The sequence below is a fragment of the Lentimicrobium saccharophilum genome (genome assembly GCF_001192835.1).
In the GTDB taxonomy this organism is placed as follows: Bacteria; Bacteroidota; Bacteroidia; order Bacteroidales; family Lentimicrobiaceae; genus Lentimicrobium; species Lentimicrobium saccharophilum.
Map to the genome: position 1 here is coordinate 2,023,015 of NZ_DF968182.1, position 24,443 is coordinate 2,047,457.

The window sequence follows — 24,443 nt, forward strand, 5'->3', positions numbered from 1 at the left end:
TATAAAACTATTAAACACTGACACCAAACACTGCCTTCATGAAGATTCTGAAGCTACTGACTTTCTTCGTAATCGTATCCGGAACAATTTTCGCCCGCGACAATGATACCCCTGCCCCTGTTTTTCCGGGAAACTGCCTTTCGTATCAGATAACCGGGCCACAGGTGACCTTCCGGTGCGAATCTGAAATTAATGTAATGCTGAAACTCTGCTCACCGGGCATAATCAGGTTCTGGTATGAACAGGGTGAATTCAGCCGGCAGAATGAATCGTTTGCCGTTGTTAATGATGATATTGACAATCAACTTACATGGTCGGTTACCGAACAGGAATCAGGGTATGAATTATACACAACCTCACTGATTATCAGGATAAAGAAAAGACCTTTTCAGGTAAGGATTTACGACAAATACCAGAAACTTCTGCTCGAAGATTATGGCAATGAGGGTTTTGAGAAGGTTTCAGACACGATTATCTGCCGAAAACTGCTCAGAGACGGAGAAAATATATATGGATTGGGCGAAAAATCAGGGAAACTCAACCGCCGGGGCGGGCGCTATACAATGTGGAACAGTGATAAACCCTGCTACGACATCAATGAAGATCCGCTTTATAAAAGTATTCCCTTTTTTATCAGCAGTGCAGGGTATGGCATTTATTTCGACAATACTTACCGGAGCACTTTTGATTTCGGGGCTTCAAAACAGGACTGCCTGACTATTTCAGCTCCCGGGGGAGAAATGATCTGTTATTTTATTTATGGCCCTTCAATGCCGCAAATCATCGAAAAATACATGCAGCTTACAGGGAGTCCCATTATGCCTCCGGTGTGGGCCCTGGGCTTTTCACAGTGCAGGGGATTGCTCACCAATGAACAGCTTACCCGCGACATTGCCGCAGGCTATCGGACGCGCCGGATACCCTGCGACATTATTTACCAGGATATCGGGTGGACCAATTATCTGCAGGACTTCAACTGGAGACAGGGCAATTACAAAGACCCTGCCGGCATGCTGTCAGACCTGGCGGACAATGGTTTCAAAGTCATAGTTTCACAAGACCCTGTAATCTCACAAAATAATACCATACAATGGAAAGAGGCCGATTCAATGGGCTATCTGGTCAGCGATATACGAACCGGAAAAGCGTATGATATGCCCTGGCCCTGGGGAGGCAACTGCGGCGTGGTCGATTTTACCAATCCTGCCGTTGCCGGTTGGTGGGGCGACTATCAGCAGAAAGCCATCAGGGATGGTGTAAAAGGGTTCTGGACAGATATGGGCGAACCGGCATGGAGCAATACGGAAGACACCGACCGGCTGTTTATGAAACACCATCTGGGCATGCACAACGAAATTCATAATGTTTATGGCCATACCTGGGATAAGGTTGTAACTGAACAATTTGAAAAACACAATCCGGGCCAACGCATTTTTCAGATGACCCGGTCAGCATTTGCCGGTATGCAACGCTTCACCTTTGGATGGTCGGGCGATGCCGGTGATGGCAATGATGTAACAAACGGATGGAAGCGGCTAAGATACCTGATTCCGCTCGCCTTGTCCTCCGGTATGAGCGGTATTCCATTCTGGAGTTGCGATATTTCAGGCTACTGCGGCGATATAACCGACTACGAAGCCATGGCAGAATTGTATGTCCGCTGGCTTCAGTTCGGGGTTTTCAACCCGATAAGCAGGGCCCATCATGAAGGCAACAACGCGGTTGAACCCTGGCTGTTTGGCCCTGACGCTGAGGAGGCCTGTACCAACGCCATCAACACAAAATATACACTGCTCCCATATATTTACAGCCATGCAAGACAAACCTTTGACAAAGGGTTACCGCTTATGCGGCCAATGGTGATGGCATTCCCCGAAGACAAAGAAACACATAACCTCGATACTCAGTTTATGTTTGGCAGCGATTTGCTGGTAGCCCCGGTCGTGCACCCCAATGCACATATTGCTGAAGTGTACCTGCCCGAAGGGGAATGGGCCAGTTTCAACGATCCGTTTACCCGGTATCCGGGTAACCAGTGGATTGCATATCCGGTTTCATTGCAAACCATTCCTGTTTTCGTAAAGGCAGGCGCTGTTATACCCATGATGCCGGTTATGCAATACATTTATGAAAAGCCTGATGCCCCCGTATGGTTCACTGTTTTTCCCGCGGCCAACGGCAATTCATCCGCCATGCTATATGCAGACGATGGTGAGTCGAACGACTACAAAAAAGACATTTATTCGACAACCGGAGTTAAGTGCAGTTTCAGAAATCATGATATCAGGCTTCTGTTCGAAAAGAAAGATTTCAATGGGGGATATAACTCGGGTAAACGCAACACAGGAGTGAGAATATTTACACAGAATGCCCCTGAAAGTGTGACACTGAATGGTATTAAGGCTAAGAAACTTGCAGATACCAGGCTGCAGGAAAGCTGGTATACAGGCCATAATTCAGCTGCATGGTCATACGATAAAAAAAATGCGATTCTCTGGATCAGATTTCCGGAAACAAAAGATACCTCAGACATCACAATCAAATTTTCCCGTTAATGATAAAGCGAATTATTTTTTTCTCCGGCCTTCTGCTCACTTGCTTGCCGGCAGCATACTGTCAGGAACACGCAAAGACAATTTATCACTCCGAAGCATATTCCATTTATCAAAACAAGGTAGTACAGGACAGTTTCACAGCAACTGCCACATCAGCCACAAGCCTGACATCTGATTACAAAAGCCCTGAAAATGGCAGATACAGCCCGGATATAATTTTTAAATTCAGTATCAACCTGCGCGACAATGAAATGGCCTCAGGGCACGATCATAAAGTCACCCTGCAGCCGGTCAACGGACAATGCACCACAACAGTCCGGTTTGGAAAACAATTTACTCAAACAGCAGAAACAACCGGTTATGACAACCTGGGCCAAAACACACGCTGGGTATTGCGCCTCGACATGCGGGAAGTTTTGTATGCCTTTGAAAAACAAGGTTTCTACACGTTGTATAACGGTGAAAAACTCTACCGTGATGACTTTAAGGGTGTATATGTTGCCGGCAATCAGCCGCCACTGAGCTGGGATTTCAACAATCTGAACTCACAGCCCGGCCTGCAGCTTACTGACGAAGACCATGACGGCATCTTCCAAACCACCCTGGTAATGAATTCGCATGACAACAGCAAAACCACCGCGTCATCATGGACACTGTCAAAGGACATCTCCGCATTCCCGGCCTATCATTCTGACTATCTGATATCCGACGCATTGTATAACCTTGCCCTGGAGGAGATGGTGAAAGCGGTTGAACCCGACAGCACATTCAGAACAGGTAAGGAGTGGGCTGGTGTGTGGACGCGCGATATCAGTTACAGCATCATCCTGTCCATGGCATATCTGCAACCGCAGGTAGCCATGAACAGCCTTATGCGTAAGGTAAAAAATGGCAGAATTATTCAGGACACCGGCACAGGGGGAGCATATCCGGTTTCAACCGACAGGATGATCTGGGCCGTAGCAGCATGGGAAGTCTATAAAGCCACCGGCAGCAAGGAGTGGCTGGATCAAATTTACCCTATAATAAGAAACTCCGTTGAGGATGATCTTCACAATATCTGCAATCCGGAAACCGGCCTGGTAAAAGGCGAATCATCGTTTCTCGACTGGAGGGAACAGACCTATCCCCGGTGGATGCAGCCTGCCGATATCTTTTCTTCAGAAAACCTTGGCACCAACGCCGTTCATTATCAGGCAAATATCGTCCTTGCTGAGATTGCCGGCCGTTTGGGCGAGTCAGAAGCAACCGGAAAATACCTGGAAAATGCAGGAAAAATCAAAGCCGGAATCAACAAATTTCTATGGATGCCCGACAAAGGATACTATGGGCAGTATCTTTACGGCCGAAATTTCCAATTGCTGTCACCAAGATCTGAAGCCCTTGGAGAAGCGCTTTGCATCCTGTTTGGAATCAGCGGTCAGGACCAAAGCATTTCCATAGTAAGGAAAGTGCCGGTAACCGACTTCGGGATTCCGTGCATCTTTCCGCAGATACCCGGCATACCCCCTTACCATAACAATGGCATCTGGCCTTTTGTACAATCATACTGGGCCCTGGCCTCGGCCAAAGCAGGAAACGAGAATGCCGTGGTTGAGTCCATCGCTGCTATATACAGACCTGCAGCCCTGTTTCTTACCAATAAAGAAAATTTTGTAGCCGGATCGGGCGATTATGCAGGCACACAAATCAATTCGGACAACATGCTCTGGAGCCTCTCCGGCAGCATCGCCCTGGTGCACAAAATCCTTTTCGGGCTGGAATTAAGAACAGACAGCCTTTCATTTCAACCTTTTATTCCCGAAGCACTCAGCGGCAAACAATCACTAACCGGATTCAGGTACCGCGATATGGTGCTCGACATTGAAACGGAAGGTTACGGCAATAAAATCCTCCGTTTTACCATAGATGATATAGCAACCAATGCCTTTGCAGTTCCCGCCACCCTTAAAGGAAAGCACAGGATAAAAATCATCCTCGACGGCTTTACAGGAGCCGAAAACACCATCAACAAATGCGCGAATGATTTTTCGCCCGAAACGCCCCAGGTGAAATATGAAGATGGTATACTTTCATGGGATATTATTGAAAATGCAACCGGATACATAATCATCTGCAATGGAAAGACCATTGACACCACGCATGATAACCACTACCGGGTTGAATCGAACGGATATGCAGAGTTCCAGGTTGTAGCAAAAGGACTAAGCAACACCATTTCATTTGCTTCTGAACCATTGGCTGTGTATGAAAAAGATATGTGCATTTCGCTGAATATTGAAGACTTTGCAGGCCCGGTGGCCGGAGAATTCAGGGATTATACAGGGAGAGGCTATATTATGCTTCGCAAAAATGAAAACGGCGATATTACCATTCCTGTAGATATTCCGGAAAAAGGTACATATTCCATACAGATCAGATATGCCAATGGCAACGGGCCGGTTAACACTGAGAATAAATGTGCTGTTCGCAGCCTGAAACTTAATGGAATTGATTCCGGCATATTCGTATTCCCGCAAAGGGGTGCAGGCGAATGGTCAAACTGGGGATTATCCAATGTGGCGATTGTTTCGATGGAAAAAGGGGGAAATATCCTCCAACTCTCCTACAGACCTGAGAATGAAAACATGCATGGCGAGGTCAATGATGTTGCGGTTGACAGCATTATGCTGATAAAGACGGGCTTATGATTCACATTCCTGAGAGGCTCTTTAAGCGATGAACAGGCCTCAGGCTACAGGAGACGATTCCGGATAAAAGGTCTTAACCGCTTGAATCCTGTATTGGCATATGCAAAACAGCATTCATGCGTGACGACCGGCAATTCTTTTAAGTCAATTCCTCCATCAGCATCTTTTTTGCATCCTTTAGTCTGGCTTTCTCCGCTTCGGGCAGCACGGGATATTCCACCTTCAGCTCCTTCAGCCGATTGATGATGATATTGCTCACGGCATATCGCATAAACCATTTGCGGTCGGCCGGGATCACAAACCAGGGGGCATGTTCGGTGGAAGTTGAGGTGAGCATATCGCTGTATGCATTCATATAATCATCCCAGTGGGCGCGCTCCTTTACATCGCCGGAAGAGAATTTCCAGTTTTTTGCAGGATCTTCAATGCGCTCCAGAAAACGCTTCTTCTGTTCCTCTTTAGAGACATTCAGGAAAAACTTCAGGATAATGGTGCCGTTCTCGGTCAGGTGCTTTTCGAGGTCGTTGATCTGCCGGTAACGGCTTTTCCAGAAATCCCTATCCACCGCATCCACGGTTTTAATCCCCGGAAGGTTCTGCGCCAGCAGGTACTCAGGATGCACCTTTACCACCAGCACCTCTTCGTAATACGAACGGTTAAATATCCCGAACCTGCCGCGCTCGGGAAGACATTTGTAGGTTCGCCAGATGTAATCATGATCCAGCTCAGTGGCCGAAGGGATCTTGAAACTGTAGACTTCACAGCCCTGGGGATTAAGGCCCGACATCACGTGCTTGATGGTGCCGTCCTTGCCCGCAGCATCCATCGCCTGGAATATCAGCAAAACCGCATACCGGTTATGGGCGTAGAGTTTATCCTGAAGCCCGATCAGCTCATTCACGTTTTCCTCCAGGAGTTTTACCCCTTCATCTTTCCCGTTAAGGATTCCCTTGTAGGACGAATCAAAGTCCGATACCCTGATTTTTGTTCCGGGCTTTGCCAGAATGGCCGGGTCGTGCAGCAGGTTTTTCTTTCTCATAAACTTCAGATTTCAGCTTAATGGATTACATCTGCTAAAGATAGAAAATCAGGCCTCAAAAGTTAAAAAATTATTCATAAAAAAATCACACAAATAAGTTCTTGCATTTTACAAACAGCAACCTAACCAATCAAGCATTTAATTTATTGTAATACAACTTATTATGAATGCTTTTATGTACCTTCAATCAATAAAATAATATATTCGTAATCATTTTAAATAAATATTTATTTTACCGGCCCGAAAAAAAGCCGTATCTTGCAAACCGAACAAAACCCAATCTATATGATGAACTTTCAATTAAGTGTATTCAATGCAGTATTAAAACCAGGGATTAATGACAAAAATGCGCTAGCCGATTTTCTGTTCGAGCACCTTGACCAGTTTGGCGACAAAAAAGAGGACATTATGAAGGCCATTGATTTTTCTGTCAAAGACAGGGCATCGTTCGGAGGATTTACGCTGGTGGCAAAGGACAATGGCAGTATAATAGGGGCTGTAGTGGTGAATCAGACGGGAATGGAAGGTTATATTCCTGAAAACATCCTTGTATACATTGCCACCCATCGCAATTACCGGGGGAAAGGCGTTGGGAAAAGCCTTATGCAGGAAGCCATAAATATGGCCCATGGCGACATCGCCCTGCATGTGGAGCCGGATAATCCCGCGAGGTATCTTTATCAGAAACTGGGCTTCGACAACAAATACCTTGAAATGCGTCTTAAAAAAGAGGCCGTCTGATGGCATTCATAACGCTGGATCAGCAAAAGTTAAAAGATAATTACCATTATCTGGATAAACTTTTCCGGGAGGAAGGCATACAGTGGGCGGTTGTCTCCAAGCTGCTCTGCGGAAACAGACTCTACCTTCAGGAGGTAATCAGCCTGGGAATCCATCAGTTGTGCGACTCCAGGGTATCCAACCTCAGGGCCATCAAAAAGATGTCGCCCGAAATTGAAACAATTTACATCAAACCTCCTCCCATGCGCTCCATTCCGGAGATCGTGCGTTATGCCGACATCAGTTTCAATACAGGGTTGAGCACCATACAGGCACTTTCGGCCGAGGCGGAAAAACAGGGGAAGGTTCACCAGGTAATTATCATGGTCGAGATGGGTGAACTGCGCGAAGGCGTGATGCGCGATGACCTGATAGAGTTTTACGAAAAGGTCTTCCGGCTCCCGCACATCAACGTCGTTGGCATAGGCACCAACCTGAGCTGCCTTTACGGCGTGCTTCCCAACCACGACAAGCTGATACAGCTCAGCCTCTATAAACAATTGATCGAAGCGAAGTTTAACCGAAAAATCCCTTATGTGTCAGGCGGTTCCTCGGTGTCCATCCCGCTGATCTTTGAGAAGATACTGCCAAAAGGGATCAACCATTTCAGGGTAGGTGAAACCCTCTTTCTGGGAACGGATGTCTATCATGATACAGTCATCAACGGCATGCACAACGATGTGCTGCGCCTGTATGCCGAAATCATTGAACTGATCGAAAAACCCACCGTTCCCATGGGCGAAATCGGCACCAATGTTGAAGGACACAGTTTCAGTTTCGACGCTGAGTCATCAGGAAAAACAGCCTGCCGGGCAATCCTCGACATCGGCCTGCTGGATGTGGAAAGCAACCACCTTTTCCCGGCTGATCCGCAGATAAAATTTGCCGGCAGCAGCAGCGATATGATCGTGATCGACCTGGGCGGGAACGAAAAAAATTACAAAACCGGCGATCTCGTGGAATTCAAAATGGATTATATGGGGGCGCTCCGCATCATGAACTCAAGATATATCGGCAAGCAGGTGAGGTAATCCCATTTATTGCATTGCATAAATACTGATATTTGCATTTCATTAGCCTGAAAGGGCTTTTTTTCAGTATTGTCACCCTCACACAAACCTGTTATGCCTTTTTTGGTTGTTGACCTCGAAATGAGCGGCCCGGAGCCGGGCTATCATGAAATCATTCAGATCGGAGCAGTTTTGCTGAACGACAACTGGGTGGAGCTCGGAACTTACCTCAGCAATGTGTATCCCGAAAACCAGGAGGCCTTCACGGCTTCCGCCGAGAAGATTCACGGGCTTTCGCTCGATGAATTGCAGGAAGCGCCCATGATATACGAAGTACTGGAGGACTTTGAACAATGGATCCGCAAACTGCTGAAACGGCAGGGGGGCGATCTGCGCGATTTGGTTATCTGCGGGCAAAGCGTCATTTTTGACGTGAACTTCCTGAAATTTGCCTACAGCGGCGAAAACCTCGAATGGCCCTTCAGCAACAAGCTGATCGATCTGCATACCATTGCCTTCTACACATTCCGCATCCTTGAAGCCAACGGCAAAACCGTCCCCCGCTCCCTCAGCCTGAAAGCCATCTCGGCATGGTTCGGCTTTGAACGGGAAGGCGACACCCACAACGCCCTGGAAGATTCACAACTGACCATGCAATGCCTGCAGAAGTTTTTCCGGATGGCGGCAAAGTTTAAAGTTTCAGACTGAAATCTGCTGCAACATTTCAAACTTTAGTCAGCATGAAGCCCTTTTGCACAGTTAAGAAAGCATAACCGCGCATTGGCCTTATACCGGAACCTGAGCAACATAATGTTCGCTGATATTTTTCAGAAATACTCCGTTAAGGATTTTTAATGAATTGACTTAGTGTGGATTATGAAATCCTGTTAAAAATGGTAAATGATTTATAATCAAGCTATTGCTTCCCGCCCTGCCACTTTTGCGGGGTCTTTGCAGCTTGTCCCGCTGAGGCGGGGGCCTTGCGGGATTCTTAAATTTACGGACTATTTTTTCAGTGAAATCCTGCTTTTTTCAGTACTCCATCAGTTACAGCAGAGGAACTCCGTTATCGCTGAAAAAATCGCAACGCATCATAATGACGGACTATTCTGAACCGGGCATCCATTCATAAAAGGATAAAATCCACAGCAAGGCCAATCCTGAGGTAACAAAAATGACAAACAGACGCAATTCTTAAAAAAAACCGGGGCCAGGGCAAACGATAAGCCGGGGATTTTATAATTTTGAAAAATCTTACACGGAACGCTCACATGATGCCTGATGATTCTCATATTCATAACATTGCCGGTTCCATCCTCAGGAATTATAACTACCTTTTCCCCTCTACATATCCTGATATCCCGTTAAACCTCAATATGTTAAAAGAGGCCATGGCAGAAACCGGATTTTTTCTTGAGGAAGAAAAAATTCCGGAGTTCATGGAAGACATTGAGCTGCAACTCGCCGCCATGGTTCCCCTGAACTGGAACAATTACGGCACCATCGCCATACTGCTGAACAAAGCCCACCCTGAGGAAGACCTTATCGCCATCAGTTTGCAGCGGATCACGGAACTGGTCAGGGAATTGCCAAACTTTAATGATGCTGCAGTTCCGGATGAAGACACCCTGGACTCAATCATTTATACCTGGATAAGCCTTACGGATGAGTATCCGGGATTTACGGAGGATGAAGCCTGGTCGTAAACCGGGTTCCGTTCACCGGGCCTGCTGATTAACAAAGAAAAACCATCGTATGAAAAAGATCCTGAGTTTTCTGTTACTGTTTGCTTTCGCAGGCAGCGCAGTGGCACAGCAGAACAATTTTACACCGCCACAGTATAAAAAGATCAGAAAAGCCATCGAAAAGAAGGGCTCCGGATCATATTATCCCGGTTTGATGCAGCGGTTACAGACCAATGACACTACCCTTACCGTGCAGGATTACCACCTGCTTTACTACGGATACGCCCTGCAGCCCGGCTATGCCCCATATGCCACCCATCCCCTGGCCGACAGCCTGATGAGCATCCTCCGGAAAGAGGAAGTCACGGGTCAGGATTACGAAGCCATTATCCGGCACGGCTCGGCCCTGCTGCTCGAAAACCCTTTCGAAATCAGTTTTCTCGATCCGTTGATCTATGCCCACCGTATGAAAGGGAATCAGGAGATGGCCGCCAGGCTTGAATTCAGGTTTGGCCGGATCATAGAAACCATATTCGGATCAGGCGATGGATTAACCAGAAAAACCGCCTTTCATGTAATCTCGGTTTCCCACGAATATGACATGCTCAGGGCGCTGGGGTTCGGCTTTGGCGGGCAGCAGCAGCTGATCGACGGCAAATACGACTACCTTAAAGTCAGCAAAAACGATTATGGCATTGAAGGGATGTATTTCGATGTATCCGTCCTGCTCAGGTCCCTGTCAAACCTCCGGTAAACAGCCGCTATCCGGATAAGGTCACATAGCAGGATTGCATTTATCCTGCCACATGAAAGCAACACTTAATGAATCCGTTGAGATTTATATTGATTCTAAATTACAATTATCCAGACCTACATATCAATTTTCTATATTTGTGAGTAATCTTTGGTGGCGAAAGGAACGACTGTCCGTTCCTGCCTGCCGGCAACTCCATTTATGGCAAAATTCAAGATAAAGCATACTGTCCTGAGGTTTTTTTACATCTTACTCACTGTTTTTCCAGGCCTCCTTTCAGCGCATTCACTGCCCGATTCCGGCCTGGTTGCCGCCTATCCCCTCGACGGGCATGCCAAAGCGCCGGAGCAACGGGAATTTTCAGGTAAAACCCTCAGGACAAAAGCCGTTGCTGACCGCAATGGCCAGGCTGGCCGGGCGCTCGGATTTCATCCCGGGCCCGGGATGGAGTTCAGCCAGGCTGAGTTACCACTCGACATTTCACCCGATGCGTTACCCGTGGTCACCATTACCTGCTGGATCAAAGCCGCAGAAACCTTTAAATACCTCACTCCCCTCCGCAGCGGCGACAAGAAACAAAGAGGCCTCCTCACCGACAGGCACAGGGGCAGTCAGCGCTGGAGCGCTTCGGCCGGCAGGGACGGCATCATCCACGGCTCTCCGGCCCTGAAGGATCAATGGACTTTTATCGCTTTGATCTATGACGCCCCCAACGAGCAGGCCCGGCTGATTGTGAACAACCAGGTGTTCGGCGGCAGGGCGCGGCAGCGGAAAAACAATCCTTCAACAATCATAGGCGCATTCAACGGCGCCATGGACGAACTGATGGTCTATAACCGGGCGCTTTCGCTTGAGGAGATTGAAAAATTGTATGGCAGCCCGATAGACATAAACAGGGAGGACTTTGCCATAGACGACCGGAGCGCTTACCGGCGCCGAATGGAAGCGCAACGGAACCCGGAAGTGGAAGCCGGACAACAATTCATTCCCGGCTACGAAGAACTGATCATCCGCGACAGCGTTCACAGCCCGAATACACTCCATATCTTCGGGCGTGGCGACACCATTACCGTGCTCAGGCAGGCGGGCGACAACTGGCTTGAAGTGAGCAACCAGAAAGGGGAGAAAGGCTATATATCCGCCTCCTCGCTGATTTCGAATGCCTTCAGGACCGGAAAAACAAAGTCGGTGTTCAGGTTCACCAACTGGCTCGGGCAACTGTTCATGATGAATAAGGCCTGGAACTGGTTTTTTGTAGCTCTGTTCACGTTGCTGCTGGCCATGGCCCTGAAGTACCGGAAACAATTGAATGAATGGTTTATCGCGCTGGGCGGCAAAGCGGAAACAGAAGCAGCAGGGTCAAGGAACGAAGGCATTGTAACCACCCGGAGATTCGGCAGATTGGACAGGTATTTCCCTGTCACCAGGCCGAAATGGTGGAGTATTTCACCGGGAATTGTTTTCGCGCTGATGCTTTTGGGTGGATCGATCTGGGACACGGCCGAAACCCAATGGTTTTTCAACGAGGGGGCCCGCATCCTCCCCGCCGGCTTCACACTGGCCATCCACTGGGTTTTATGGTCGCTTTCTCTCATCATCATCCTGCTTATCCTCGCCATCACCATAGAAAGCCTGCATATTGCCGGCCCCTGGGCTGGTTTGCTGCGCCTTGCCATGCTGCTGATATTAAACCTGATGGCCGTTGTGGTCTGTTTCTACCTGGCCGTGGGCATCATCCTGGTGATCTTCGGATTTGTTTTATTTGTGATCGCCTTGTTTTCACTGTTGGGCAGGAGAAGATAATCAACATTAAATACTGATTTTGTACGAATACATTAACTTACCATGCAATCCGACAATTACAATATCTGTCAATCCTTCCCCGAAAAAGAAATCAACCAGGCCTGGGACGGAGGCCTGCAGATTCAGGGCATGGCTTTCGGCCAGAACAAATGGATACTGCTGAACTCTTCACAGGCAATCTATGGGCTTCAGCGCTGGGCCACGAATGCCGCTTTTCCTGCCGATGAAATTAAGGAAGGCTGGGATGAAGGTTTTGACATTATTTTCCTGGCTTATACCGGCGACCGCTGGACGGTGATCCTGTCGAAGGACTCCGGATATACCGACCAGATATGGCGTACCAGCAGCCGTTTCCCCGAAAAGGAGATCCGGCAGGGATTACAGGACGGATACGCCATTACCTCCCTTTCGTACGGGGTAGACCGCTGGGCGGTGGTGATGAGTAAAGGGTCAAACCTGAAAAACCAGACTTTCATCACAACCACAAACTTTCCGGAAACGGAAATCACCGAAGGCTGGAACAACGGACGCGACATCACTTCGCTGGCTTTCGGCGAAGGCAAATGGGCGCTGGTTATGTCAGAAAACTCCGGCTTTAAAACACAAAGCTGGGCAACACGAAACAATTTTGAAGAAGGGCTGATCAGTGAAAAAGCGGGCGCGGGAAACGTCATTACCGGCCTGTTTCATGCAGATGGCATGTGGGTTTACGTGTTTTCTGTACTGCCCGAAATTGTCGATTCGGGGAATAAAAGCAGCCGGTCAGCAGGCCTGCCTGCCGCCGAAACACCTGATGATACATTTGGTCCTGAAGCGGTCGAATTGTTTGAAACCGGACGCAAATACTCTGAAAACAATGAACCTGCCAAAGCCATTCCGTATTTCAGGAAAGCCATTAAACTTGAACCGGGCTATTTTTCCGCCTACAACTCCCTGGGCGTCGCCCTGGATGAAACCGGCAAAAAAGAAGAAGCCCTGAAGTGCTTTCAGAAAGCCTATGAGCTGAACCGGCACAATTCCATTATCCTGAGCAACCTGATCAGCCAGATTGCCGATAACGAAGAACCCCTGAAAACGGTGATCAGCCTGGTGGAAGCCGCCGAACCCGCTACCCTTGAAGGCATTTCATCGGTGAGTGCGCTCAGCACCATAGGCAAAGCTTATTCGGTGAACGGCAGGCACACAAAGGCGGCCGGATTTTTCCGCAAAGCCCTTGAAATTGAGCCGGAAAATGATGATTTAAGAATGGAGCTGGGCTATGAGGAGTCCCATTCGGATACTACTACAGACTTGCCTGCTACGCCTGAAGTTCAGCCGGGAAACAGGCCGGAGTCGATTGAATCCCTGCTGGCGGAGCTAAACCACCTTACCGGGCTGGAACAGATCAAGCGCGACATTGACGCGCTGCTGAAGTTTATCCGGGTCGAGAAAAAACGTCAGGAAAGGGGCATCGCGGTCGGAAAAACCACCCTGCACACCGTGTTTGCCGGCCCTCCGGGTACCGGAAAAACCACCATGGCCAGGCTGATGGGGCGTATGTTCAAGGCAATGGGCCTGCTTAAAAAAGGCCATGTGGTGGAAGTTGACCGCTCGGCCCTGGTGGGCGAATTTATCGGCCAGACCGCCATCAAAACCAATAAAGTGATCGACTCGGCGCTCGACGGCATCCTTTTCATCGATGAAGCCTACGCGCTGGTTCCCTCAGATGCGCGCAACGATTTCGGCGAAGAGGCCATCAATATCCTGGTGAAGCGGATGGAAGACCACAAACACAACCTGGTGGTGATTGTGGCCGGCTATCCCGATGAAATGAAACGGATGATTGCCTCCAATCCCGGCCTGCAGCACCGTTTTACGCGATACTTCTACTTCGACGATTACAATCCGGAACAGCTTACCCGGATATTTAAAACCATCTGCCACGACAGGAAATTTATTCTTACCCCCGAAGCGGAAAGCAAGGTAATGCGCTATTTCGGTTTCCTTTACCGCTCGCGCGACAAGCATTTCGGCAACGCCCGTACGGCAGGAAACCTTTTCGAAGAAGCCGTGCATATGCAATCGGCCAGGCTTGCGCTGCTTGATGTTGACAACCTGCCCGACGAAGCCCTGCTGACCATCACGGTGGATGATATTACGGCTTCCGTACAGGATGAGTTTGAAGACAAGGAAATGGAATCGCTGGAAGATATTATGGCCGAACTCAACGCCATGGTAGGTCTGGAGGAGATCAAACAAAACATTGTTACCCTGGTCAACTTCATTAAAACACAACAGAAACTGATCGCCACGGGTTATGAAGCTGATGAGATTTCACTGCACAGCGTTTTCTTCGGCCCCCCGGGAACGGGCAAAACCACCGTGGCCCGCCTTATCGGCCGCATCTACAAAGCCCTCGGTCTGCTTTCCAAAGGTCACGTGGTTGAGGTAAACCGTTCGCACCTCGTGGCTGAATTCGTCGGCCAGACGGCCCCGAAAACCAGCGCCGTCATCGATTCCGCCATGTATGGCATACTCTTCATCGATGAAGCCTATTCGCTGACCCCCGAAAAAGGCGGCAATGACTTCGGGAAAGAGGCCCTGGAAATCATCCTGAAACGTATGGATGACGAAAGAGATAAATTTGCGGTGATTGTTGCCGGATATACCGCTGAAATGCAACAGCTTATCCGTTCCAATGCAGGCCTGGAATCACGGTTCAACAATTACTTTTATTTCAACGACTACACACCGGCCGAACTGCTTGAGATCTTCAGCAGGAAGATTGCCAGACGAAGGTTTCACATTGCGCCGGAAGCACTCAGCATAGTGGATGAGTTTTTCAAAAAGCTGTATGCGGAAAAAACCGAAAGTTTCGGCAACGGCCGCATGGTCAGAAATTTCTACGAAAAAATAATCAAAACGCACAGCAACAGGGTAGCGCTTGACGACAGTCTGACCCGTGATGAAATGGTCACATTTACCCTGGAGGATGCCGAAAAAGCCATCGGGATGATGACGTCCATTGATGGCAAAAACCGGGGTGCGGGCGACAAATACACCCCCATCGGGTTCAACAGAAAATAAACACCAGGGCAGCCGGGATGCTTCCGGATTGTCAGGTGCATCAATCCATATCCAGATTGGGCTGAACTTTCAGCTCCATGGATTGCAGTTCAAGGGCCGGCAGATTGCCGTAGCCCGGCCGGTTGACCATATAACATCCGTTGTCCAGATCTACAAATGGATATCCCGGGCTGTTGACGGCGATATCAATGAAATCAAGGCTTACCGGCACATGACCGTGAATCAGCCGCCGGTTTTCTATTTTGGAAGGGATAATCCGGTAATCCTTTATCCACAGCATGGAGTGGGTATCCTGAAACGGATCTTCAATGTTAAAATTCAGACCGGCGTGTACCAGCAAAAAATTTCCGGTAATGTGAAAAAGTGGCAGCTTACGCATCCAGTCGATGTAATGAACCGGGATTTTTGAAAGCTCTGTTGTGCCGAAACTCTCGAGCGCCTCACGGCCGCCGTGGGGCATCCATTGCGCTTTGGATTTATTGGTCTTCTTCAGAAAAAGGAATCCCCGCGCTTGTTGCTCCTCTTCCCAGGCTTTTATAAAAAACTCCTCATGGTTGCCCTTCAGGGCAACAATGTTGTATCCCTGATCCTCAAGCCCCATCACATAATCCAGCACGCCTTTCGAGTCGGGCCCCCTGTCAACGAAATCACCCAGAAAATAAAGGGTATCCTCCTTTGCAGGGATTACCAGTTGCTCAATCAATGCGCGCAGGGTGCGGACACAGCCATGAATATCAGGGATAACCCATTGTTTAGGCATATACTATTTTTTCGCTTTACCCTGATTGGCAACCTCTTCCATCAGTTTCTTAATGGTCTCCTCGTCGCCCAGGAAATAATCCTTCTGCAGGTTAAGCTGATCATCAAATTCAAACACATAGGGAATGCCTGTCGGCAGGTTCAGGGTGACAATATCCTGATCGCTGATATTCTTCAGGTATTTGATCACGGCCCTGAGGCTGTTGCCGTGTGCAGCAACCAGCACCTGCTCGTTTGTTTTCAGCGATTCCCTGATCTCCCCTTCCCAGTATGGCACCATGCGTTCCACGGTCTCCTTGAGCGATTCGGTAAGCGGGATCAATTCAGGATCAACACCGCGGTAACGGGCATCAAGGCGGGGGTTGCGCTCATCGTTGTCAGCAACCGGCATGGGAGGCACATCGTAACTCCTGCGCCAGATCAGCACCTGCTCATCCCCGAATTTGGAAGCCATTTCAGCCTTATTAAGCCCCTGCAGGTTGCCATAGTGCTTTTCATTGAGGCGCCAGCTTTTCTTTACCGGAATCCACATCTGATCCATTTCTTCCAGGGCAAGGTTCAGGGTCTTGATGGCCCTCTTCAGGTAAGAAGTATACGCAAGGTCAAAAAAGAACCCGTTCTCCTTCATCACCTTTCCGGCCTCACGGGCTTCATTTACCCCGCGTTCCGACAGGTCTACATCGGTCCATCCGGTAAACCGGTTTTCCTTGTTCCACACACTTTCGCCATGGCGAAGCAATACTAATTTCTTCATGTCTGCTTGTTTTATGGTAATTTTTGCATCCGGATTCAACAGTGCAAAATTACAAAATTAAGCGCTTCGCCGGTTGAGGCCGTTTCGTTCCATATAGCTTAATGAACATAATGCCGGAAAGTAAGTCAGCGCAGTCACTATCGTGAATCCAACGCCTTGGAGGCCAAAAATTTTATACCTTCGCAGTCAGCCCGATGCCAGGCCTGACTATCTGGCTATTTCAGCCCTATGAAGCAATTCAGAAAAATCAATACCCTCACCGGTTGGCTTGTTTTCGCCATTGCATCGGTGGTTTACCTTATTACGGCCGAACCCACAACAAGTTTTTGGGATTGCGGCGAGTATATTGCCACGGCCTACAAGCTGCAGGTTGGCCATCCTCCGGGAGCCCCGCTTTTTCAGATGCTGGGAAGGGCCTTCAGCCTGCTGGCCTTGGGCGACACCACCGCGGTTGCCTATACGGTAAATGCCATGTCGGCCCTCAGCAGTGGCTTTACCATCCTTTTCCTTTTCTGGAGCATCACGCACCTGGCCAGAAAAATCATCAGCCCGAATGACGAATTCAACACAGCCGGCCTGATCACCATTACCGGTTCGGGCGTGGTGGGCGCGCTGGCTTACACCTTCAGCGATTCTTTCTGGTTTTCGGCCGTCGAAGGCGAGGTTTACGCCCTCTCCTCCTTCTTTACCGCCTTTGTGTTCTGGGCCATGCTGAAGTGGGAGGAATCAGCCGGCAAGCCCCACTCGGTGCGCTGGATCGTGCTTATTGCCTATATGACCGGGCTGAGCATCGGCGTTCACCTGCTTAACCTGCTGGCCATCCCCGCCATATCGCTGATATTCTACTTCAGGAATTACAAACCGGCCCCAAAGGGGATCATCATCACCCTGCTGACTTCTGTCGTTTTACTCGGACTGATCATGAACGTGATCATTCCCTGGATTGTGAAACTGGCCGGACTTTCAGAACTGCTTTTCGTCAATACCTTCAGGCTTCCTTTCAATACAGGGACCATCTTCTATTTTCTGGTGCTGGGCGCGTTGATCGTCTGGGCGCTGCATTATACCCGCTCCCGGGGAAAAGTTGTCTGGAACACCATCGTTTTGGCATTCACCTTTATCCTTATCGGCTATTCGAGCTTCTTTATGCTGATCATCCGCAGCAATGCCAATACCCCTATTAACGAAAACCAGCCCGACAACGCCATTAACCTGCTTTCTTATCTCAACCGCGAACAGTACGGCGACTGGCCGCTGCTACACGGACCATGGTACAATGCACCTGTGGTTGACCGGGAAGATGGCAGTCCCGTTTACAAGAAGGACCTCCGCAGCAGAAAATACATTGTCGTTGACCGGCGCAAAGACTATGAACCGGTTTATGACCCTGAATTCACCACAGTTTTCCCGCGTATGTGGAGCAACACCGATGCCGCACATGCCGGCAATTACAAAAAGTGGGGTAAAATAAAGGGGACGCCGGTAACCATCACAAACAGGGATGGTGAAAAAGAGGTGGTGTACAAACCGACCTTTGGTGAAAACCTGCGGTATTTCTTTGATTATCAGCTAAATTATATGTATTTCCGGTATTTTATGTGGAATTTTGCCGGGAAGCAAAACGACAACCAGGGCTTCGGCAACGACCTGAACGGAAACTGGATCAGCGGCATCCGCTGGCTGGACGAGCTGAGGCTGGGCCCCCGGTCTGACCTCCCCGAAAGCATGCAAAGCAAGGCGCATAACCGCTATTACCTGCTCCCGCTGCTGCTCGGGCTTACCGGACTCTTCTGGCATACCAACCGCAATTACAGGGATGCCCTGATCGTAACACTTTTGTTTATCATGACCGGCATTGCCATCGTGGTATACCTCAATCAGGTGGCCTATCAGCCGCGCGAGCGGGATTACGCCTATGCAGCCTCATTTTACGCTTTCTCCATCTGGATAGGCCTGGGCGTTGCCGCAATCGTGCAGATGTTCCGGCGCTTCGCCGCGCAAAAAACAATTGCTTTTACGGTAAGTGCGGCATGCCTGATTGCTGTACCCGGCATCATGGCTTCAGAAAACCTGGACGACCATGACCGCTCAGGCAGATATACCGCCCGCGATATGGCCAGGAACTACCTTGAATCCTGCGCCCCCAACGCCATCCTCTTTACCATGGGCGACAACGACACCTTCCCCCTGTGGTACGCGCAGGATGTGGAAGGCATCCGTACCGATGTAAGGGTGGTCAACCTGAGCCTGCTGGCCTCCGACTGGTATATCAGCCAGATGAAACGGAAAGTTTATGACTCCCCGCCGGTACCGTTCAGCCTGAATTATGAGCAATACAAACCCGGAACCCGCGATGTGGTTTACCTGACCAACGATGAAAGAATCCAGGGTGCGGTTGATCTTAAAGAATTGTTCGGAGTGATCCACCAGAATCCGAAAGCCCTGCAGATTGAAAGCACCTACGGAACGCTGGACTATTTCCCTGTAAAGCAGTTTTACATCACCGCCGATTCAGCAACGGTCGTTAACAATGGCACGGTGCCGCCCGGAGACGCGCCCTACATCACCGACACCATAGTTTGGAGCATCAACGAAGGCGCCATTTCGAAAAGTTCCCTCATGGTCCTCGACCTGCTGGCCCACAACAACTGGGAACGGCCGGTCTATTTCTCCACCACCGCCGGCGAAAGCGCCTACCTTGGCCTCACGGATTACTTCAGGCTTGAAGGAATGGCCTACCGCCTCGTTCCGGTGAGTAAACCTTCGGAAGACGGCCTTTCAGGGCATGTGAACACTTCAATTCTCTACGACAGGCTTATGCATACATTCTCATACGGCAATATGGATGATCCGGGCGTTTACCTCGACGAAACCAACCGCCGCATGATTGCCAACCTGAGAAACATTTTCGGCAGGCTGGCGGGCGAACTTGCCGAAGAAGGAAAAAACGAAGAAGCCATCCGTGTGTGTGACAGATGTCAGGAGCTCATGCCTGATGAATCAATCAGGTACAATTTCTACATGCTGACAATGGCTGAAATTTATATGCAGGCCGGTGCACCGGAAAAGGGCGAGAAACTGCTTTCGCGGCTGCTGGACCTTTATACGCAGGATATGGAATACTACCTCAGGTTCCCGCGCCATAAAATGCAGCAGCTTGATTTTGATATGCAGCAGGCCCTGGCAGTGATCAACCGGGTAAGTATGGTGGCATCGCATTACAAGCTTACCGGACTTGAAACGCGGTCAGCAACCGCGCTTGAGCGGCTGTACAACAATTACCTGAATGTTACTGGAAGGTAATGCAGACCGGATGACCCTGGCGGCAACAACCACACGCAGACCTGAAAAGTTTAGTCAGCAATTATCTCATTAAGCATCAGTGAATCATGTATCTATCAAAATCTCCTACCCTGCTCCGCATCCTTACCCGGAAAAACCTGGTCTGGAGTATTCCGGAGGCAAAAAAGGAGATATTCCTTACTTTCGACGACGGACCGGTACCTGAAATTACCCCCGGCGTCCTCAGCATCCTCAGTCAGTATGGGGCAAAGGCCACTTTTTTTTGCGTGGGAGACAATGTGCGTAAAAACCCCGGGGTGTATCAGCAGGTGCTGGATGCAGGCCATGCAGCGGGCAATCACACCTTTAGTCATCTCAACGGATGGAAAACACCCCTGCCTGAATACCTTGGCGACATAGAAAACTGCAGCAATTACGTAAAAAGCAGCTTGTTCAGGCCCCCTTACGGAAGGATCAGGCCCTCTTACATCCCTTACCTCCGCAAAGACTACCGGATCATAATGTGGTCGGTCATCACCGGCGATTTCGACCGGGAAGCCAGCCCGGAAAAGATTCTAGATAATGCCCTGCGCTATACAACCGGAGGAAGCATCGTGGTGTTTCACGACAGCCTGAAAGCAGCAGACCGGATGTTCTACGCGTTGCCCAGGTTTCTTGAAGCGTTCAGCAATAAGGGATTTACCTTTCCCGTGTTGCCGGGCAGTTAAATCATTGTCGTTCCGGGAAATTCAAGCATAATCCCTGACTGCCAACAGGTAACAGCGGCCGAGGCTAAGTACAGGCGGGCGCTACTGATAATAATACATTCAGGCCAGCAGAATTTATATTAATAATCACTATTGTCCGGTTAAAATATGAAAAGAACCTGCCACAAAGACACCGAGACACTAAGTACCACTAAATGAGAAAAATAAATTCGTGCAACCTGATGCCTTTGAGCCACTTCGGCAGGCTCAGTGCATCGCTTTGTGGCGAAAAAGTGAAAGAAAGCCGTAACTTGTTACATTCTTCTGAAACCCATAATTACAAAGCATACTGGTCAAATTTTATTATTTTTCCCGGACAACAATGATTAATAATGCAATCTTTATCAGTTCAACCATTCACCTGATGGTATTCAGCCTTTGTTCTGCTTTCGTGCTTCTGCTTTCCTAGAATTCCAGACTAACTTTGAGATGCCCCCCAAGTCCTTCCCGAATAATTCTCATAAGTGTAGAAAGGCGAATATCACTGGCGTTGTTTTCAATTCTTGATATATAGTTCTTCGTTGTACCACATTTGAGCGCAAGTTCCTCCTGTGTCATATTTTGTTGTTTCCTGGCTTCCTGAATAAGTATACCAATTTTAAAATTCTCAAATTCTTCTTCATATTTGTCTCTGGTTGGAGTACCAACTCTCCCATACTTATTATCCAGATGGTCGTCCCAGGAAACAAGATTAGTTTCTTGATTTGTCTTCATAGTAGTTGTTCTTTAAACGTTCTGCTTTTTCTATTTCTCTTTTCGGAGTTTTTACAGACTTTTTCTGAAAACCATTCAGCAGAATAATAAGATTCCCTTCATCAAAGAAGCATATTATCCGGAATATATCGCTTCCTGCTTTAATTCTGATTTCAAAAAGTCCATCTGTTCCTTCAAGATGCTTGAAAAATTTCTCCGGAATCATTCTTAATGTCCGAACCAGACCTATGATCCAATCAATTTTATCTTGAACCTCTGGCCTTTGCTTATAATAGAAATCCCAAAACTCGGTTCCATATACATAAGTAGTCCGCATAAATTTTTCAATTTCGAAGCAAAGTTACCTATTTAGACAACTATTTCCAAATTATTATTCATTTAATCCTCAAAGTAATATTGGCTTAAGCATGAGGCACAACAAACCGTTTGACTAACTGTGTATTCCGGCCTGTCAATCTCAATATCCAGATACCCGGACTGAGCTGAGCCGGTATGGAGTTCAGGGCGTTTTTATCCAGCCTTACGGAGGCAAGCAGTTGCCCTGAGACGTTGTAGATTTCGCATTTTTCCGGCAACCGCTCAGGAGTACGGCAGCTAATGCTGAGTAAACCCGCTGAATATGCAACACTGACATCATAGGAACCTGCGTCATTTCCCGGCACACCGCTGGCTGCCAGCGTACTGCTGACGATGTCGTCCCGGGTATTCACCGCGGCATTGCCGATATTCACAGATATTGCAGGAAATGCCGAAGGATCGGCCGAAAGCAGGAGATCGCAGGAGGAAGCATCAACATATTCAACCTGCTGAATATTGATTATTCCGGGTGCATTGTTCAACGAAAAGTACTCCTTCCGCAGCTTGTTTGTCCTGAAATAATCGCCATACAAGTGAACCCGGATGCGGTTGCCCTCCGCCTGAATGCCCGCCCAAGGGGCCAGGCTACTTCCCGGCATATTGTAATCCATCCAGGCCAGGCGGTCGAAAAGGAAATCCTCAAAATAGTCCACTTCATCCGCATAGGTATTATTCTGCCAGTCGTAGTTCGGCCATACATACTGCCCGAGAATGGGCCAGCGCTGATAATTCCTTTCTTTTGCACCGCCGATATGCCCCACGAGCGAATCAATCACGGAATGGATATAGGCGTTCGTGAGTGTGGTCTGCCGGAGTTTCTGCCAGCGCGTTTTCGACAGGTCCCTGAAATAACTGTCCTCCATCAGCCGTTTCCACCAGTACATCATACCGGGATTGCCGCTGGTAACGGTAGCATACAGCCACCCGGAAGTATTCAGACCCTCAGGCCAGTAATCCACATTGCCGTAACCCAGGTTAAAATCCCAGGGCGGACCGGCAAACAGTTTACCACCGTCACTATCTTTATGTTTGTAAAAATAGGTACTGTACTTGTACTTGTCCACCTCTTTCGAGATTTCGTTCAGCAGCATGAAATCGACAAAGGAGGGCAGGTCCAGGTACTTCAGGTAACCTTCCGTCCGGCTCAGGAAGTTGTTCCCTGCAAGCGCCGCTTCGGCAGTGGTCACAAAATCGCGGATATAAGCGCGCTGAGGCTGAACAATCTCGTCGTTTTTCGGATAGAAATACTGGAATGTAACAGGGACCGCCTGCGGATAGGTTGGATTTACGGAAGAGACCCAGCCATCCATGCCCGGGATATAATCAGGATCCAGTTTATCCACCCTCAGGATATAACCTCCGGTGACATCATCCCCGGAGATTTCATCAGGATTGAGGGTGGCGATATCCACCCGGTTCGCATCGCGTTTGATCCTTTCCATCAATACATACACACCCTTGTAATCATTGTTGACAACAACCTCGCAGAAGCGCGTCCGGGTAACATACCCTTCCATCCTGCGGGCCATGGCAAAAGTGACCACATTGCGCAGCATCGACTTGTCGGTATAGGGTGCATACAACACCCAGTCATTTTCCGAAGGCATTCCCAGCAGGGGTACATTCAGGTTGTCGCCTGAGCTGGTGCGGGTTTCAAAGGAATAAGATTTCTTGGGAAACATTTGTGACGATTGCCCCCGGATTTCGATGCCGATGGCACCATCGTAATGATTGAAAGGATCAGTGAGGTTGTTCTGATTCCCCGCGCCGTTGTCGATGATTCCCATATGGCCGTCAACCTTGGGTTCATCCGGGATGGGAACCCCAAAAGTATTGATCACAATAATGGGGAGGTGCGATGTCAGCGTCAGCGGGCCCGGAATTTCCGACAACACGTCATCAATAAACCACTCCTCTCCGGCAGCCGTTCCCATAAAGTCATAAAAAATCACCATACGGGTAAGGTTGTTGTAGCTCAGCCCGCTGAAATCAAAAACAAGGTCGGTCCATTCACCGGGCACCGGCGTCATCAGTATTTCCTGGGATGCCGTATTGTTGTAGTTTTCAAACTTCAGCACCACATTCCCGCCGGAAGAAGGAGCCAGTACCTTAATCCTGTACCGCGGGTTCTCATCAAAATTCACCGGTCCGTCAAGATCGCAGATCATAAAGTCATATAAACCCGTTCCCGTTACTACCCTGAAACAACCTTCGGAATTATTCACGGCATCAGGCAAAGGGTTCGCAGCAACGCCACCGGTGCCTGTGGAGATATACCAGTCCCGGGCAATCCCGTCCCAATTCGAAATGGTATCATAGGTCTGCGCCTTCGTTACGCTGAGGTTTAAGGCAAAAAAAAGTAAAACAAATATCCGGCTTTTGGTGTACTTCAACATATTCATTTTCAAAATTTAACGGACAACCTGTC

The 24,443-nt window shown here is 48.8% G+C and carries 17 protein-coding genes; 11 read left to right on the forward strand and 6 right to left on the reverse strand.

Going from position 1 to position 24,443, the window contains the following annotated elements; all coding sequences use genetic code 11:
• The first annotated feature begins 38 nt into the window (after positions 1–38).
• Both TBC1_RS07790 and TBC1_RS07795 read left to right on the forward strand, forming a co-directional pair.
• On the forward strand, positions 39–2,555 hold the full coding sequence (locus tag TBC1_RS07790; RefSeq protein WP_082189524.1) for a glycoside hydrolase family 31 protein: 2,517 nt from the start codon (positions 39–41) through the stop codon (positions 2,553–2,555).
• The gene (locus TBC1_RS07795; protein ID WP_062040439.1) at positions 2,555–5,245 is read left to right on the forward strand and encodes an alpha-L-rhamnosidase-related protein; all 2,691 of its coding nucleotides are present in this window, start codon (positions 2,555–2,557) and stop codon (positions 5,243–5,245) included. The genes TBC1_RS07790 and TBC1_RS07795 overlap by 1 nt, the downstream gene beginning before the upstream one ends.
• A 139-nt stretch (positions 5,246–5,384) precedes the next feature.
• On the opposite strand, the gene TBC1_RS07800 is transcribed toward TBC1_RS07795, so the two are convergent.
• Positions 5,385–6,284: a polyphosphate kinase 2 family protein gene (locus tag TBC1_RS07800; RefSeq protein ID WP_062040442.1), complete on the reverse strand. Its 900-nt coding sequence runs from the start codon at positions 6,282–6,284 to the stop codon at positions 5,385–5,387.
• Positions 6,285–6,569: 285 nt separating this feature from the next.
• Between TBC1_RS07800 and TBC1_RS07805 the strand changes: the two genes are divergently transcribed.
• The 7 genes from TBC1_RS07805 (at position 6,570) to TBC1_RS07840 (ending at position 15,382) form a co-directional block, all read left to right on the forward strand.
• Complete coding sequence (locus tag TBC1_RS07805; protein ID WP_201781643.1) at positions 6,570–7,025, forward strand: GNAT family N-acetyltransferase; 456 nt, start codon at positions 6,570–6,572, stop codon at positions 7,023–7,025.
• Positions 7,025–8,095, forward strand: a complete 1,071-nt coding sequence (locus TBC1_RS07810) for an alanine racemase (RefSeq protein ID WP_062040445.1) — start codon at positions 7,025–7,027, stop codon at positions 8,093–8,095. Before TBC1_RS07805 ends, TBC1_RS07810 begins: the two co-directional genes overlap by 1 nt.
• Before the next feature lie 93 nt (positions 8,096–8,188).
• A complete protein-coding gene (locus TBC1_RS07815) occupies positions 8,189–8,782 on the forward strand; it encodes a 3'-5' exonuclease (protein ID WP_062040448.1) in 594 nt (197 codons plus the stop codon).
• Between the two features lie 563 nt (positions 8,783–9,345).
• The gene (locus TBC1_RS07825) at positions 9,346–9,780 is read left to right on the forward strand and encodes a Fe-S cluster assembly protein IscX (RefSeq protein ID WP_062040454.1); all 435 of its coding nucleotides are present in this window, start codon (positions 9,346–9,348) and stop codon (positions 9,778–9,780) included.
• Between the two features lie 49 nt (positions 9,781–9,829).
• Positions 9,830–10,513 (forward strand): DUF4919 domain-containing protein, encoded by a 684-nt coding sequence (locus tag TBC1_RS07830; RefSeq protein WP_062040458.1) that lies wholly within the window; start codon positions 9,830–9,832, stop codon positions 10,511–10,513.
• A gap of 201 nt (positions 10,514–10,714) precedes the next feature.
• Positions 10,715–12,316, forward strand: a complete 1,602-nt coding sequence (locus TBC1_RS07835) for a LamG-like jellyroll fold domain-containing protein (protein WP_062040461.1) — start codon at positions 10,715–10,717, stop codon at positions 12,314–12,316.
• Between the two features lie 42 nt (positions 12,317–12,358).
• A complete protein-coding gene (locus tag TBC1_RS07840; protein ID WP_062040464.1) occupies positions 12,359–15,382 on the forward strand; it encodes an AAA family ATPase in 3,024 nt (1,007 codons plus the stop codon).
• 40 nt (positions 15,383–15,422) lie between these two features.
• Here the strand turns inward: TBC1_RS07840 and TBC1_RS07845 are convergent, their stop codons facing one another.
• Entirely contained in the window at positions 15,423–16,142 is a 720-nt protein-coding gene (locus tag TBC1_RS07845) for a metallophosphoesterase family protein (RefSeq protein WP_062040466.1), read from the reverse strand.
• A 3-nt stretch (positions 16,143–16,145) separates the two neighbouring features.
• Entirely contained in the window at positions 16,146–16,895 is a 750-nt protein-coding gene (gpmA, locus tag TBC1_RS07850; RefSeq protein ID WP_062042882.1) for a 2,3-diphosphoglycerate-dependent phosphoglycerate mutase, read from the reverse strand.
• Between the two features lie 228 nt (positions 16,896–17,123).
• On the opposite strand from gpmA, the gene TBC1_RS07855 reads away from it, so the two are divergent.
• Both TBC1_RS07855 and TBC1_RS07860 read left to right on the forward strand, forming a co-directional pair.
• On the forward strand, positions 17,124–20,198 hold the full coding sequence (locus TBC1_RS07855; RefSeq protein ID WP_062040468.1) for a protein O-mannosyl-transferase family: 3,075 nt from the start codon (positions 17,124–17,126) through the stop codon (positions 20,196–20,198).
• 86 nt (positions 20,199–20,284) lie between these two features.
• Positions 20,285–20,905, forward strand: coding sequence for a polysaccharide deacetylase family protein (locus tag TBC1_RS07860; RefSeq protein WP_062040471.1), 621 nt, complete (start codon positions 20,285–20,287; stop codon positions 20,903–20,905).
• A 444-nt stretch (positions 20,906–21,349) separates the two neighbouring features.
• Here TBC1_RS07860 and TBC1_RS07865 read toward each other — a convergent pair whose 3' ends face one another.
• The 3 genes from TBC1_RS07865 to TBC1_RS07875 all read right to left on the reverse strand — a co-directional run bounded on the left by TBC1_RS07865 (position 21,350) and on the right by TBC1_RS07875 (position 24,417).
• Positions 21,350–21,658 carry a helix-turn-helix domain-containing protein gene (locus tag TBC1_RS07865; protein ID WP_062040474.1) on the reverse strand — a complete coding sequence of 103 codons (309 nt, stop codon included), beginning with the start codon at positions 21,656–21,658 and terminating at the stop codon, positions 21,350–21,352.
• A complete protein-coding gene (locus TBC1_RS07870) occupies positions 21,636–21,974 on the reverse strand; it encodes a type II toxin-antitoxin system RelE/ParE family toxin (RefSeq protein ID WP_062040477.1) in 339 nt (112 codons plus the stop codon). Before TBC1_RS07870 ends, TBC1_RS07865 begins: the two co-directional genes overlap by 23 nt.
• 85 nt (positions 21,975–22,059) lie before the next feature.
• Positions 22,060–24,417, reverse strand: coding sequence for a CotH kinase family protein (locus tag TBC1_RS07875; RefSeq protein WP_082189525.1), 2,358 nt, complete (start codon positions 24,415–24,417; stop codon positions 22,060–22,062).
• Positions 24,418–24,443 lie beyond the last annotated feature (26 nt).

Bases quoted from the DNA above. Each gene is read 5' to 3' on its own strand.
- TBC1_RS07790 (WP_082189524.1), top strand. From the start codon at position 39: ATGAAGATTCTGAAGCTACTGACTTTCTTCGTAATCGTATCCGGAACA.
- TBC1_RS07795 (WP_062040439.1), top strand. From the start codon at position 2,555: ATGATAAAGCGAATTATTTTTTTCTCCGGCCTTCTGCTCACTTGCTTG.
- TBC1_RS07800 (WP_062040442.1), bottom strand. From the start codon at position 6,284: ATGAGAAAGAAAAACCTGCTGCACGACCCGGCCATTCTGGCAAAGCCC.
- TBC1_RS07805 (WP_201781643.1), top strand. From the start codon at position 6,570: ATGATGAACTTTCAATTAAGTGTATTCAATGCAGTATTAAAACCAGGG.
- TBC1_RS07810 (WP_062040445.1), top strand. From the start codon at position 7,025: ATGGCATTCATAACGCTGGATCAGCAAAAGTTAAAAGATAATTACCAT.
- TBC1_RS07815 (WP_062040448.1), top strand. From the start codon at position 8,189: ATGCCTTTTTTGGTTGTTGACCTCGAAATGAGCGGCCCGGAGCCGGGC.
- TBC1_RS07825 (WP_062040454.1), top strand. From the start codon at position 9,346: ATGATGCCTGATGATTCTCATATTCATAACATTGCCGGTTCCATCCTC.
- TBC1_RS07830 (WP_062040458.1), top strand. From the start codon at position 9,830: ATGAAAAAGATCCTGAGTTTTCTGTTACTGTTTGCTTTCGCAGGCAGC.
- TBC1_RS07835 (WP_062040461.1), top strand. From the start codon at position 10,715: ATGGCAAAATTCAAGATAAAGCATACTGTCCTGAGGTTTTTTTACATC.
- TBC1_RS07840 (WP_062040464.1), top strand. From the start codon at position 12,359: ATGCAATCCGACAATTACAATATCTGTCAATCCTTCCCCGAAAAAGAA.
- TBC1_RS07845 (WP_062040466.1), bottom strand. From the start codon at position 16,142: ATGCCTAAACAATGGGTTATCCCTGATATTCATGGCTGTGTCCGCACC.
- gpmA (WP_062042882.1), bottom strand. From the start codon at position 16,895: ATGAAGAAATTAGTATTGCTTCGCCATGGCGAAAGTGTGTGGAACAAG.
- TBC1_RS07855 (WP_062040468.1), top strand. From the start codon at position 17,124: ATGAAGCAATTCAGAAAAATCAATACCCTCACCGGTTGGCTTGTTTTC.
- TBC1_RS07860 (WP_062040471.1), top strand. From the start codon at position 20,285: ATGTATCTATCAAAATCTCCTACCCTGCTCCGCATCCTTACCCGGAAA.
- TBC1_RS07865 (WP_062040474.1), bottom strand. From the start codon at position 21,658: ATGAAGACAAATCAAGAAACTAATCTTGTTTCCTGGGACGACCATCTG.
- TBC1_RS07870 (WP_062040477.1), bottom strand. From the start codon at position 21,974: ATGCGGACTACTTATGTATATGGAACCGAGTTTTGGGATTTCTATTAT.
- TBC1_RS07875 (WP_082189525.1), bottom strand. From the start codon at position 24,417: ATGAATATGTTGAAGTACACCAAAAGCCGGATATTTGTTTTACTTTTT.